The organism is Pararhizobium sp. (assembly GCF_965279435.1).
GTDB lineage: Bacteria > Pseudomonadota > Alphaproteobacteria > Rhizobiales > Rhizobiaceae > Pararhizobium.
Genome location: NZ_CBDIHY010000003.1, coordinates 2,062,262 through 2,074,460, shown reverse-complemented (window position 1 = coordinate 2,074,460; position 12,199 = coordinate 2,062,262). Strand labels below are relative to the sequence as shown.

Annotated in this window: 14 protein-coding genes; 6 read left to right on the top strand and 8 right to left on the bottom strand. The window is 60.6% G+C overall.

Annotated elements, in window-relative coordinates:
- Positions 1-38 precede the first annotated feature (38 nt).
- Positions 39-680, top strand: coding sequence for a YitT family protein (locus ACQY8Q_RS15630; RefSeq protein ID WP_113317514.1), 642 nt, complete (start codon positions 39-41; stop codon positions 678-680).
- Positions 681-692: 12 nt separating this feature from the next.
- Here the strand turns inward: ACQY8Q_RS15630 and ACQY8Q_RS15625 are convergent, their stop codons facing one another.
- Entirely contained in the window at positions 693-1,295 is a 603-nt protein-coding gene (locus ACQY8Q_RS15625) for a TetR-like C-terminal domain-containing protein (protein ID WP_428427408.1), read from the bottom strand.
- A 52-nt stretch (positions 1,296-1,347) separates the two neighbouring features.
- On the opposite strand from ACQY8Q_RS15625, the gene ACQY8Q_RS15620 reads away from it, so the two are divergent.
- The 4 genes from ACQY8Q_RS15620 to pdeM all read left to right on the top strand — a co-directional run bounded on the left by ACQY8Q_RS15620 (position 1,348) and on the right by pdeM (position 6,558).
- On the top strand, positions 1,348-1,797 hold the full coding sequence (locus ACQY8Q_RS15620) for a VOC family protein (protein WP_428427407.1): 450 nt from the start codon (positions 1,348-1,350) through the stop codon (positions 1,795-1,797).
- A gap of 134 nt (positions 1,798-1,931) precedes the next feature.
- Positions 1,932-3,134: a GGDEF domain-containing protein gene (locus ACQY8Q_RS15615; protein WP_428427406.1), complete on the top strand. Its 1,203-nt coding sequence runs from the start codon at positions 1,932-1,934 to the stop codon at positions 3,132-3,134.
- A gap of 120 nt (positions 3,135-3,254) precedes the next feature.
- A complete protein-coding gene (locus ACQY8Q_RS15610; RefSeq protein ID WP_428427405.1) occupies positions 3,255-5,789 on the top strand; it encodes a ligase-associated DNA damage response DEXH box helicase in 2,535 nt (844 codons plus the stop codon).
- A 43-nt stretch (positions 5,790-5,832) separates the two neighbouring features.
- Positions 5,833-6,558 (top strand): ligase-associated DNA damage response endonuclease PdeM, encoded by a 726-nt coding sequence (gene pdeM, locus ACQY8Q_RS15605; RefSeq protein WP_428427404.1) that lies wholly within the window; start codon positions 5,833-5,835, stop codon positions 6,556-6,558.
- On the opposite strand, the gene ACQY8Q_RS15600 is transcribed toward pdeM, so the two are convergent.
- The 4 genes from ACQY8Q_RS15600 to ACQY8Q_RS15585 all read right to left on the bottom strand — a co-directional run bounded on the left by ACQY8Q_RS15600 (position 6,555) and on the right by ACQY8Q_RS15585 (position 8,607).
- Positions 6,555-7,121 carry a dihydrofolate reductase family protein gene (locus ACQY8Q_RS15600; RefSeq protein WP_428427403.1) on the bottom strand — a complete coding sequence of 189 codons (567 nt, stop codon included), beginning with the start codon at positions 7,119-7,121 and terminating at the stop codon, positions 6,555-6,557. The genes pdeM and ACQY8Q_RS15600 overlap by 4 nt on opposite strands.
- A gap of 233 nt (positions 7,122-7,354) precedes the next feature.
- Positions 7,355-7,807: a type II toxin-antitoxin system VapC family toxin gene (locus tag ACQY8Q_RS15595; protein WP_428427402.1), complete on the bottom strand. Its 453-nt coding sequence runs from the start codon at positions 7,805-7,807 to the stop codon at positions 7,355-7,357.
- Positions 7,804-8,055 (bottom strand): type II toxin-antitoxin system Phd/YefM family antitoxin, encoded by a 252-nt coding sequence (locus tag ACQY8Q_RS15590; RefSeq protein ID WP_428427401.1) that lies wholly within the window; start codon positions 8,053-8,055, stop codon positions 7,804-7,806. Before ACQY8Q_RS15590 ends, ACQY8Q_RS15595 begins: the two co-directional genes overlap by 4 nt.
- Before the next feature lie 111 nt (positions 8,056-8,166).
- On the bottom strand, positions 8,167-8,607 hold the full coding sequence (locus ACQY8Q_RS15585; RefSeq protein ID WP_428427400.1) for a winged helix-turn-helix transcriptional regulator: 441 nt from the start codon (positions 8,605-8,607) through the stop codon (positions 8,167-8,169).
- Between the two features lie 97 nt (positions 8,608-8,704).
- Here ACQY8Q_RS15585 and ACQY8Q_RS15580 point away from each other — a divergent pair, with 97 nt between their 5' ends.
- Complete coding sequence (locus ACQY8Q_RS15580; protein ID WP_428427399.1) at positions 8,705-9,946, top strand: MFS transporter; 1,242 nt, start codon at positions 8,705-8,707, stop codon at positions 9,944-9,946.
- Here ACQY8Q_RS15580 and ACQY8Q_RS15575 read toward each other — a convergent pair.
- The 3 genes from ACQY8Q_RS15575 to ACQY8Q_RS15565 form a co-directional block, all read right to left on the bottom strand.
- Entirely contained in the window at positions 9,943-10,179 is a 237-nt protein-coding gene (locus ACQY8Q_RS15575; RefSeq protein WP_428427398.1) for an Lrp/AsnC ligand binding domain-containing protein, read from the bottom strand. The two genes, ACQY8Q_RS15580 and ACQY8Q_RS15575, sit on opposite strands and share 4 nt — an antisense overlap.
- A 66-nt stretch (positions 10,180-10,245) precedes the next feature.
- Complete coding sequence (locus tag ACQY8Q_RS15570) at positions 10,246-11,034, bottom strand: TIGR02186 family protein (RefSeq protein ID WP_428427397.1); 789 nt, start codon at positions 11,032-11,034, stop codon at positions 10,246-10,248.
- Positions 11,034-11,960, bottom strand: coding sequence for a sulfite exporter TauE/SafE family protein (locus ACQY8Q_RS15565; RefSeq protein ID WP_428427396.1), 927 nt, complete (start codon positions 11,958-11,960; stop codon positions 11,034-11,036). The genes ACQY8Q_RS15570 and ACQY8Q_RS15565 overlap by 1 nt, the downstream gene beginning before the upstream one ends.
- Positions 11,961-12,199 lie beyond the last annotated feature (239 nt).

Genomic DNA, 12,199 nt, shown 5'->3' with positions numbered 1-12,199 from the left:
GAAGGGCATGATACGGACGACGGGAAACAGTGACGATGATGGCAACACCAGCAAAATCTGCCTTTGCGGCTTTGATGAATTCGAGCGCCGAGCGGCATTCGGTTGTTGACGATGCACAGGGCGTGATCTCCGGCAGCATGCTGGCCGTGCTTGGCATCACGCTGTTCTCCAGCGCCGGACTTTTGACCGGCGGTACGCCCGGCATCGCCTTTCTCGTCCACTACGCGACGGGCTTCAGCTTTGGCGCCTGCTTCTTTGCGGTGAACCTGCCGTTCTATTATCTGGCCTTCCGTCGCATGGGCCTAGCCTTCACCGTGAAGACCTTCATTGCCGTCGCCCTGACATCCGCCATGTCCGAGGTCCTGCCGCGCGCGTTGGGGATCACCCATGTCGATCCGCTGATCGGCGCGCTGTTTGCAGGCCTTGTGGTTGGCGCGGGCTTGCTCGCCCTGTTCCGCCACCGCGCCAGCCTTGGCGGCATCGGCATTCTGGCGCTCTATCTGCAGGATCGCTTCGGCTGGCGCGCCGGCCTTGTCCAGCTCGGCTTCGACGGCGCCATCGTCGCCTGCTCGTTCTTCCTTGCCAGCCCCTACATCATCGCCTGCTCGATCGCCGGCGCCGTCGTCATGAACATCACGCTGGCGATGAACCACCGCAAGGACCGCTATATCGCGATGTGAGAAGGCGGGCCGTTACACCCCTGAAGGTGCTACGGCACGCAGGGCGGTGGCCACCACCGCATCGCCGAATTCCAGCGAAACCGGGCGATGCCCGACCAAAAGCCGGAAGAACACCGGCCCGTAGATCATGTCGAGCAGGGCCTCCAGATCAATCGGCTGCGTGATCTCGCCCCGGGCCAGTGCCTGCTCGAGGATGCCGCGGCCGGCATTGCGGCTCGACAGGATCACCTGATTGCGGAATGCCTTGGTGAATTCGCTTTCCGGGTCTGCCGCCGCCAGCGCCATGGTGATCTGGCGGCCGCGCGTGCTGGCGAATGCCGTCACCAGACCGCGCATCTGCGCATTAAGCGCGACGTCCGCCGTCGCCCCCTTCGCCTCGGCTTCCGGCATCGGACTGACCAGCAACGCAGCCATCGCCAGTTCCTGCGCATTCGCCCAGGAGCGATAGATCGTCGGCTTGCCGACGCCGGAGCGCGCCGCCACCGCCTCGATCGTCAGGCGGCCAAAACCTTCCGCCATCAGGATATCATGGGCGACCTCAAGCGCTCGCCTTTGTGCGGCCTCACTCGGCGGGCGGCCGCGTTTTTTCGGTTGTGTATTTCTGTCTTGACTCATATCATTACGATACGTAACGTTAATATACGACCCAGTCAAGGAGGATCATCCGATGATAACCATTGCCCGCAAAGTCAGTGCCTATTTCGTCGTGAAGAATGCGGCCCAGGCCATCGAATTCTACCGCCAGGCTTTTGGCGCGGAGGAGATCTTCCGGATGACCGACCCTTCCGACGGCCGCATCGGCCATGCCGAACTGCGCTTCGGCGAGACGGCGATGATGCTGGCCGATGAATATCCGGACTTCGGCGCCCTGTCGCCCGACACGATCGGCGGATCGCCCGTCACCTTCCACATCGACACCGGCTCAACTGATGCCGCCGTAGCGCAGGCCGTATCCGCTGGAGCGACGCTGTTGCGCCCGGCCGCGGATCAGAGTTTTGGCGAGCGTGTGGCGCAGGTGCTTGATCCCTACGGCCATCGCTGGATGCTGTCGCAGACCATCGAACAAGTGACACCGGAGGAAATGCAGAAGCGCTGGAACGCGGGGGCCTCGGCATAGGTGTTGTTGCCATCCCGTCATTGGCAGCGGCGCGCGCCAGCCTAGCCAAGGCTTTGCGAGCATATTTCAGGTTTCAGTAATCGAAGCATGGTACACGGCACCTCAAATGCCATAACCTTCGGATGACACCAGCCTTGGACCTCGCGACCGTACTGCTCCTTCACAAGTCGTCATTTTTCATTGGTGCGCTGTGCTTCTTGTATGTTCGCTGGCAATCGCCGAGCAGCCACGGGCTTGGCATCCTTGCTGTCGCCTTCATCCTTCTGGCCATTGCCTCGACATTCGCGGGCCTCGGTGAAAAGCAGGCTCTGCCGCTTTCCGTCTGGGCATTGTCGAGCTTTACCACCGGAACCCTCGGCTATGCCGTCTTCTGGATCGGAATGCGGATGCTCAGCAGCACCAGCAAACGGCGTTCATGGGATTGGCTGGCATTGGCAATTCCTGCAGTTCTCATCGTAGCGGCGCTCCTGAGCGGATTTCACCTCAATAGCGTTTGGCGCGCAAGCATCTTCCAGGGCAGTTCGATCCTGTTTCTGAGTGCCTCGGCCGTGACGCTTTTGCGCGACGACCGGCATGAAAAACTGTCGGCCAGATATGCTCTGGCTGCAGCGATCGCCGTGGCGGTGATCTTGTCAGGGTTCGTCGTTGTGGGTCTGGTGGCCCCGGACGCGGCCCCCGTTCATCCGCGTGAGGCATTCTTCCTGCTCATTCTCTGCCATTTCGCCATAGCCCTGTTTTCACTGATTTTCGTCAACGAACGAGTGGAGGCAACGCTGACGACACTGCTCGACACCGATGCGCTGACGCAGATCCACAATCGCCGCTGGTTCTTCCTGGCGCTGCCAGTCGCGCCACTTGCGGGCGATGCTTTCATCATCATCGACATCGATCACTTCAAGCGCGTCAACGACACCTTCGGCCATGCCGCAGGCGACATCGTGCTGACCTCAGCTGCCAAGGAAATGACGCTGAACCTGCGCCGCAATGAAATCTTCGCACGGCTCGGCGGTGAGGAATTCGGCCTCTACCTGCCCGCCGCATCCGGCCTTGATCCCCAGACTGTTGCCGAGAGACTGCGCACTGCCGTCCAGTCGTTGAAAGTCAAAGTGGGTGAGATCGATATTCCCATCACGATCAGCGCCGGTACAGCCATTGCCGGCACCGGCCTGCCGATGCAGGAACTGATGAGCAGGGCCGATACGGCGCTGTATGCGGCCAAGAGCCGTGGCAGAAACCGTATCGAAGCCTATCGGGCCGATGCGCCGTCTGCGCTCGCGACTGACCAGCGGCAAAATGCAAACCCGGCGCACACGACAAAGGCCGGACAGGCAGCGTAACCGGACTTCCCTCCTACACTCCTCTGGCGACCGGCACACCCGCCTGATTTCTCCGCTTGAATTGCCGTTGCGTGCCCCGCCCCGCTTCTTTTCCCCGGCATTTGCACTACATTTCGCTCTGTGAACCAGATCGATTCCATCCCGCGCGGGGAGACACACCTGCTCCTGCCCCCACCCTTCCTGCGCTGGTTCGCAGAGAAGGGCTGGCAGCCGCGTGCGCATCAGCTGGAGCTTCTCTCCCGCGTCCAGGGCGGCGAAAGCATGCTGCTCATCGCGCCGACCGGCGCCGGCAAGACGCTGGCGGGGTTCCTGCCCTCGCTGGTATCGCTGACAGAACGCGGAAAAATCCCGCCGGGTTCGGCCTTCACCGGTATCCACACGCTCTATATCTCACCGCTCAAGGCGCTCGCCGTCGATATCGAGCGCAACCTGATGAAGCCGGTCGGCGACATGGGCCTGCCGGTCCGCATCGAAAACCGTACCGGCGATACCCCTGCCGCCAAACGCCAGCGCCAAAAGCTCAATCCGCCGGATATCCTGCTGACGACGCCGGAACAGGTGGCGCTGCTGCTTGCCAATGGCGAGGCCGAGCGCTTCTTCAAGGACCTGAAATATGTGGTGCTCGACGAACTGCATTCGCTGGTCACCTCGAAGCGCGGCCATCTTCTCTCGCTCGGCCTTGCCCGCCTGCGTCAGCTGGCACCAGCGATGCAGGCCATCGGCCTGTCCGCCACCGTCGCCGATCCGATGGACCTGCAGCGCTGGATTGCCCCCCAGAGAGAGGGCGAAAACAATCATGCCGGGCTGATCACCGTCACGGGCGGCGCCCGGCCGGAAATTTCGATCATGCGGACGGATGAACGGGTGCCCTGGGCCGGCCATTCCGCCGCCTATGCCATCGGCGATATCTACAAAGCGATCGGCGAGACCAAAACGACGCTTCTGTTCGTCAATACCCGCAGCCAGGCCGAACGCGTCTTCCAGGAACTCTGGACCATCAACGACGACAATCTGCCGATTGCGTTGCATCACGGCTCGCTCGATGTCGGCCAGCGGCGCAAGGTCGAGGCAGCGATGTCCGAAAACAAATTGCGGGCTGTGGTCGCCACCTCGACGCTCGATCTCGGCATCGACTGGGGCGATGTCGATATGGTCATCCATGTCGGTGCACCGAAAGGGGCATCGCGCCTTGCCCAGCGCATCGGCCGCGCCAATCACCGCATGGACGAGCCAAGCCGCGCCATCCTGGTGCCGGCCAATCGTTTCGAAGTGATGGAGTGCCAGGCCGCCCTCGACGCCAACTATATCGGCGCGCAGGATACCCCGCCGGTCGGCAAGGGCGCGCTCGATGTGCTCGCCCAGCATGTGCTCGGCATGGCCTGTGCCGCGCCCTTCGATCCACTGGCACTCTATGCCGAAATCACCAGCGCCGCGCCCTATGCCACTCTGACCTGGGAAACCTTCGAGCGCATCGTCGATTTCGTCGCCACCGGCGGTTATGCCCTTCGCGCCTATGAGCGCTACGCCAAAATCCGCAAGACACCCGAAGGCTTTTGGCGCGTATCCAATCCGGTGATTGCCCAGCAATACCGCCTCAATGTCGGTACCATCATCGAATCGCCGATGCTCAACGTGCGCATGGTCAAACACAATGCCCGTGGGGCGCTCGGTCGTGGCGGCATGCCGCTCGGCAAGGTCGAGGAATATTTCATCGAAATGCTGTCGCCGGGCGACACCTTCCTGTTTTCCGGCAAGGTGCTGCGCTTCGAGGGCATCCGCGAAAGCGAATGCCTGGTCAGCCAGGGCTACAAGCTCGACCCCAAAGTTCCCTCCTACAATGGCGGCAAGTTTCCGCTCTCCACCTACCTTGCCCAGCAGGTCCGCAAGATGCTTGCAGACCCCAGCCGGCATGCCACCCTGCCCGATCAGGTGCGCGACTGGCTGTCGCTGCAGAAAAACCTCTCGATGCTGCCGAAGGAGGACGAGCTTTTAATCGAAACCTTCCCGCGCGGCAGCCGCCATTACATGGTGATCTATGCCTTCGAAGGACGGCTTGCCCACCAGACGCTCGGCATGTTGCTCACCCGGCGGCTCGATCGCGCCGGGCTCAAACCTCTGGGCTTCGTCGCCACCGATTATTCGCTGGCCGTGTGGGGGCTGGAGGATCTAGGCGAGGCCTTTACCTCCGGACGGCCGAGGCTCGCCGACCTGTTCGACGAGGACATGCTGGGTGACGATCTCGAAGCCTGGCTGAACGAAAGCTTCCTCTTGAAGCGTACCTTCCGCAACTGTGCCGTCATCGCCGGGCTGATCGACCAGCGGCACCCCGGCAAGGAAAAGAGCGGGCGGCAGGTGACTGTTTCAGCCGATCTCATCTATGACGTCCTGCGCAGCCACGAGCCGGATCACATCCTGCTGGAGGCCACCCGCAACGACGCTTCCACCGGGCTTTTGGAAATCGAGCGGCTTGGCGATATGCTGTCGCGAATCAAGGGCCATATCACCCATCGGCCGCTCGACCGCATCTCGCCGCTGGCCGTTCCGGTCATGCTGGAAATCGGCAAGGAAGCGGTCAATGGCGATGCACAGGACTTTTTGCTCGCCGAAGCGGCCGACGAACTGTTTGCGGACGTGCTGGCCACGGCATCGCCATAAACCTTGATCAAACACTGAAAAGCAACGCCGCGCCGGAACCCCTATGCACCGCATCGCCCATGCCATCTCTGCCCTTCCGGACAATCCGGCGCTGTCGGCCCGCATCGTCGTCAACGGTGTGATCGGCGTCTGCGATCCGCTCGGCGGCCTCTATCTGCCCGATCTCGATATTCTCGTGGTCTCCGATCTGCATCTGGAAAAAGGCTCGGCCTTTGCCCGGCGCGGCATGATGCTGCCACCCTACGATACGCTGGCAACGCTGCGTATCCTCGACGCGGTGATCTCGCGCCACAATCCGAAAACCGTCATCAGCCTTGGCGATAATTTTCACGATCGCGTCGGTTCAGCCCTGATGCCAGACCTTTTTCGCGGCATGATCGAAACCATGGCGCGCGGCCGCGAATGGATCTGGATCAACGGCAACCATGATCCCGACGGCACCACCGCCCTGCCCGGCACATCGATGGATGAGCTCGGCCATTCCGGCCTGATCTTCCGCCACGAACCGTCGCTGAACGCCACCGCAGGCGAAATCGCCGGTCACCTTCATCCCTCGGCCACCGTCCGCCGCCGCGAAAAATACATGCGCCGCGCCTGCTTTGCCACCGACGGCCGCCGCCTGATCATGCCCGCCTTCGGCGTCACCACCGGCGGCCTTGATCTGCGCCACCAGGCCATGCGCGGCCTGTTCGACCACCAGAACCTCGTGGCGCATATGCTCGGACGGGACCGGATCTACTCGGTGCGGTTTGCCAATTTGCTCGGCTAAGCCGCCGATTTCTCAGTCCCATATCGCAGGATAATTCCACCCGATGACAGCGGCTGGGATTCCAGCAGCTTGAACGACTTGCGCTGGTCTGCGGGCTTGAACAGCGGTGTCCCTTGGCCGAGCAGGACCGGTACGACGCAAAGCATGATCTCGTCGATCACATTATCTTCCTGCAAAAGCGAGGCAACGAGGTCGGCACTGCCGAAGATGTAGATGTTCTTGTCGGTGGCCTGCTTCAATTGCGCAAGTTCCCCGGCGATATCCTTGACGACGCGGGTGTTGTTCCAGTCCGATTCTTCCAGCGTATGCGAGGCCACGATCTTCGGAAGCGCGTTCATGTAGGCCTTAACCTCGGTGTCGTCGTCCGCGGTCGTCCAATAGGTCTTCATGCCCTCATAGGTGACCCGGCCAAAGACCAGCGCTTCGGCCTTCTTGCCGAATTCCTTGCTCAACGCCTCGAGTTCCGGCCCCCAGGCCTGCCTGTGGAAATCGAGATCCCATTTCTTCACCCCTTCGAAATAGCCGTCGAGGGTGACGAGATTCCAGACGATGACCTTACCCATATCAATCTTCCTCAATCAAAACGGAGCGCTACTCTCAAGCTGCCTGACGTTAATCAAACAGCTTGCAAAATGCAATCGGTTATCATGAAGGTGTCGAAATGCAGAGCTGCAGTTTCTCGACCCGGGTATCTTTGCATCGCGTTGGCAGTTCGAAGCGCTTGTCAGTTCCACCATTTTTAGGGCGGGCGAATTTTGCTGAGGAGCGGAGAGATTCCACCCCCCGTTCTTTTCACCTATTCGCTGGCGTGCGAACCTTCCGGAAGCTCAACAACCACATCGAGTGGCTCGAAGTGTCGTATATTCTCCGTGACGACCGTTAGACCATGTGCCTTCGCCGTGGCCGCGATGATGACATCGCCAAGCCCGGGATGCCGGCCCCTTCCGGCGGCCTCATCTTCGATTGCTCCGGCGGTCCTTGCAACTGTAATATCCATCGGCAGAATGCAGTCATCGAATGATGAGACAATCCCCTCCAGCCACTGGTGAAGCCGCGCCGACTTTTCGCTGGCGCCGCGCCGTTCAAGGTTCCGGATCCCCTTCTCAATCTCCGCAATTGTCATGGCGGACAGAAATAGCCTGTCTGCCGCGCCTTGCTCACGCATCCACGCGGTCAAGGCGACGGGCGGCCCCGGTTTGTCGGGTGCAAATTTCGAGATGACATTCGTGTCGAGCAGATAACCGCTCACGGATCGATATCTCTCATTTTCGACGGACTGCGTTCAAGCTCCACGCCACCGGGAAAGGTCATGAGATATTCGCCGAAATTCGGCCGCGACTTGTTCATGATTTTTTTTGCAGCTTCAGCCGCCTCGATACTGACGAGCGCTGCAACCGGTTTTCCGTGCCGAGTGATCGTCACGAACTCGCCCTTAATCGCCTCATCGACAAGGTTTGAAAATCCAGCCTTTGCGTCACGTAGACTTACCGTCGACATCCGCTTACCCCTTGTGGTCATTCGTGACTACATTGGACGCAAAAACACTAAAAATCAAGTTTTCAAGAGACCCTTTTTGCGAAAGCGGTCATCCGGCGCAGCATCCTGCCTCTAAACCTTCCTAACTCTCGTATCGCTCCACCCCAGCGCCTTGCCATCGGCCGAACGTAACTCCAGTTTCTCTACCGCGCTCCCCGTGGCAACGTCCACCAGGACGGAATGCTGCTCGCCGGGCGCGTAGAGATGGTCCTGTCCCCATTGCCGCAGCGCGACGACGACAGGGAAAAGCGCGCGTCCCTTTTCCGTCAGCAGATAGTCCTGATAGGCGCTGCCATCCGATGCCGGCGCTGTTTCCAGCACGCCGCAATCGACGAGATCGCGCAGCCGCGCCGTCAGCATGCCCTTGGCGATGCCGAGACTGCGGCGGAATTCGCCGAAACGGCTGATGCCGTCGAATGCGTCGCGAACGATCAACAAGGACCACCAGTCGCCGATCGCATCCAGCGAGCGGGCGACCGGGCATTCCGCCTGCGTCAGACTTGTTCGTTTCAAAACCTTTACCCCATAATCCATGGCTGGTCTTAAAATAGGACTGGACTCGCGTCAGTGCAACTGGTCTTATTATAAGACCAAGTGGAAAGGAAAATTGATGCGAGATGCCGTGACAGACACTGCGAGCAATGCCCCGGCCGGGCTTTCCCGCGTGATGACCATGATGTTCGCGGTGGCGGGCGGCCTGAGTGTGGCGAACGTCTATTATGCCCAGCCCTTGCTCGGCGCCATGGCAGGCGATTTCGGCATCAGCCCAGCCGCCATCGGCATCGTCGTGACCATGACGCAGATCGGTTATGCGCTGGGGCTGATTTTCATCACGCCGCTTGGCGACATTCTCGACCGGCGCCGGCTGATCGCCGTACAATCTCTCCTGCTTTGCGTGGCACTGGCGGCGGCGGCTCTGGCGCCCACAGGCGGCCTGTTCATGGCGGCCATGGTCGCGGTTGGATTATTGTCGGTGCTGGTTCAGACGCTGATCGCCTTCGCCGCTGTTCTCGCCGTCCCGGCAGCGCGCGGCAGGACCGTCGGCATCGTCACCAGCGGCGTGGTCATCGGCATTCTCTGCGCCCGCTTCATATCGGGTGTGCTGTCGGATATCGGCGGGTGGAGATCGGTCTATCTGACCTCGGCAATGCTGACGCTGCTGATGGCCATCGCGCTTTACCGTGTGCTGCCGGATCACTGCGAAAGCCAACCAAGGCCGCGCTATTGGAGCCTGCTGCGTTCCATCCCAGTGCTGTTCATCGAAGAGCCGGTGCTGCGCAGAAAGGCCGGTATGGCCTTCCTGATCTTTGCCGCTTTCAGCATTTTCTGGACATCGCTGGCACTGCCGCTCGGTGCCGAACCGTATGGGATGTCGCACACAATCATCGGCCTGTTCGGCCTTGCAGGCGTTGCCGGTGCGCTTGCCGCTGGAGGTGCCGGACGATTGGCGGACCGGGGTTTTGGCAACTGGACGACAGGCATTGCGCTCGGTCTGCTGCTCGTCTCCTGGGCTGGTATCGCCATGCTTCACACGTCGATCCTCGCCTTGATCGCCGGCACGGTGCTTCTCGATCTGGCGATCCAGGCCGTGCATGTCACCAATCAGAGTGCGATCCTGGCCATTCGGCCGGAAGCCAAAAGCCGGATTATCGGCGGCTACATGGTGTTCTACTCGGCAGGCAGCGCCACGGGCGCCATCGCATCGACGACAGTCTACGCCCATGCGGGCTGGACCGGCGTCTGTATCCTGGGCAGTGCCGTCAGCCTTACAGCCCTGATCTACTGGGGACTAACACTTCCGCGCCGTAAAAGCCTGACCCCGGCCGGTGCGGGCGCCTGCCAGGCGGGCTAGAAAGCGTTGAACGTCAGCGTCGTCAGCGACCGGTTGATGCCCGGCACGGTGGCAATGTTGTCGTTGATGAACTTGCCGATATCCTGCTCTTCGTCGACATAGACCTTGATTAGCAGATCGTAATCGCCGCTGGTCGAATACATCTCCGAGACGATCTCCTTCTTGTAGATCACGTCGGCAACTTCGTAGGTCCTACCCGGGGCGCATTGCAGCTGGACGAAAATCGGCTTCATGGCTCAGTCTCCTGATGTTTTGATCGCAAATAGCCTGTTTTGAAGACGAGGCAAAGCCGGATCCGGTTAATCCCTGCGGAAGACGACGCTGGCCAGCCAGCCGGTGACGACGGCGAGCAGAACGGCCACCAGACCGTAGAGGAACGGCTGCTGGTGCGCCGCAGTGGTAATCGCCTGCTCCAGGCCGGTCTTGACGACACGCAGTTCCAAGGCCTTAGCCGCAACGAAAAGGCCGTCGCGGAACAGATAGGCGCGAACGATATGCGATCCGTTCGGCACGTCGGCCGGCAGACGCAGCGAGGCCTTGAACAGGCTGGAGCTGATGAACTGTACACCACCGGGATCGCGCTGGTAGACGCCGGTGGTTTCGCGCAGCCGCCGGAACGCATCGCGGAATTCGGTGAGGTTGCTGCCATCACCGACAAAGCCGATCGGCGTCAGCGGCATGTGATCGACGCCGATGCCCATATTGTTCATATCGCCGGGTGGCGCGATCGTCTCGATATCGCGTGTGCTCGACAGAGAATAGGATTCCGGCACCATCTCGAAGGTCATCGAATTGGTATTGATCCAGATGCCGAAGACGCGCTCCTTCTTGCGCACCGTGGTATTTTCCTTCGGTCCTTCCAGCGCCACGACAATATTATATTTGCCCTGCGCCAGAAGCCCCGGGTCGGCACCGTCGATGGCGCCGAAGATCGTCAGATCAGCACCGCGGAAATCCGAGGTGATGGCGATCTCGTCGGTGGAGATGCCGATATCAAGCTTTTCGGTGAAGTCGACCGGTTCCGCCTGCGCGGCAAGCGGCGCGGACAACAGCAGGGCGGCAAAGAAGAGGCGCGAGACGATCCGCATCAGAAACCGAGCCCCGCGGATACGATCGAATAGACTTCCTTTGGCGGGATCACCAGCTCGATGGCAAGACGGATACCGACGGCCAGAACCAGAAGCGCCAGAAGTGCGCGCAACTGCTCGCCGCGCAGCCTCTGCCCCACCCGCACGCCGTACTGCGCGCCAATAACGCCGGCAATCATCAGCACGAAGGCCAGCACGATATCGACGGTATAGTTGGCCGAGGCCTGGACGATGACGGTATAGGCCGACACGAAGATGATCTGGAACAGCGAGGTACCGACAACAACATTGGTCGGGATGCGCAGGAGATAGATCATCGCCGGCACCATGATGAAGCCGCCGCCGACGCCCATGACCGACGTCAGGATGCCGATGCAAAAGCCCAGCACTGCGATCGGGATAACGCTGAGATAGATCTTGGATTTCTTGAACCGCATCTTCAGCGGTAGGCGATGGACCCAGTTGTGGTGGCCCGGCCGCTTGAGTGTGACGGTCTCGTTCTTGGCGGCCCGGCGCAAAGCTCTGATACTCTCCCACAGCATCAACGACCCGACGGTGCCGAGCAAAAGCACATAGGCGAGCGAAATCACCAGATCGAGCTGGCCGATGCGGCGCAGCAGGGAGAATATCCACAGACCGACCGTCGCCCCGACAAGACCGCCGCAGAGCAGCACGGTTCCGAGCTTGATATCGATCGTACCACGGCGGAAATGGGTGATGGCACCAGAGATCGAGGAAGCAACGACCTGGTTTGCACCGGTGGCGACGGCAACGACAGGCGGGATATTGTAGAAGATCAGGAGCGGCGTGATCAGGAAGCCACCGCCGACACCGAACATGCCCGACAAAAAGCCGACGGCCGCGCCCATTCCGAGGATGATGAAAATGTTCACCGACAACTCTGCAATGGGCAGATACACCGTCACGGCCAGACCTCTAAATATGCCAATAGCCCGCAAGGCGGGCGGAAAACATCAAAGTGGCAAGTGATTCACCACGGGAGATAAGGAATGAAACAGTCTTGAAAACCAATTGTTAAAATCGCGAATTCAACGTCGTTCCGTCATGCGCCCCGGGGCCTAGCCTGTCAACCTTTTGCAGGCCTTAACCCTAACCCCAGCACGACCCTGTGTCCGGCCGGTCTGCGGCATTATTACGGCCGCAG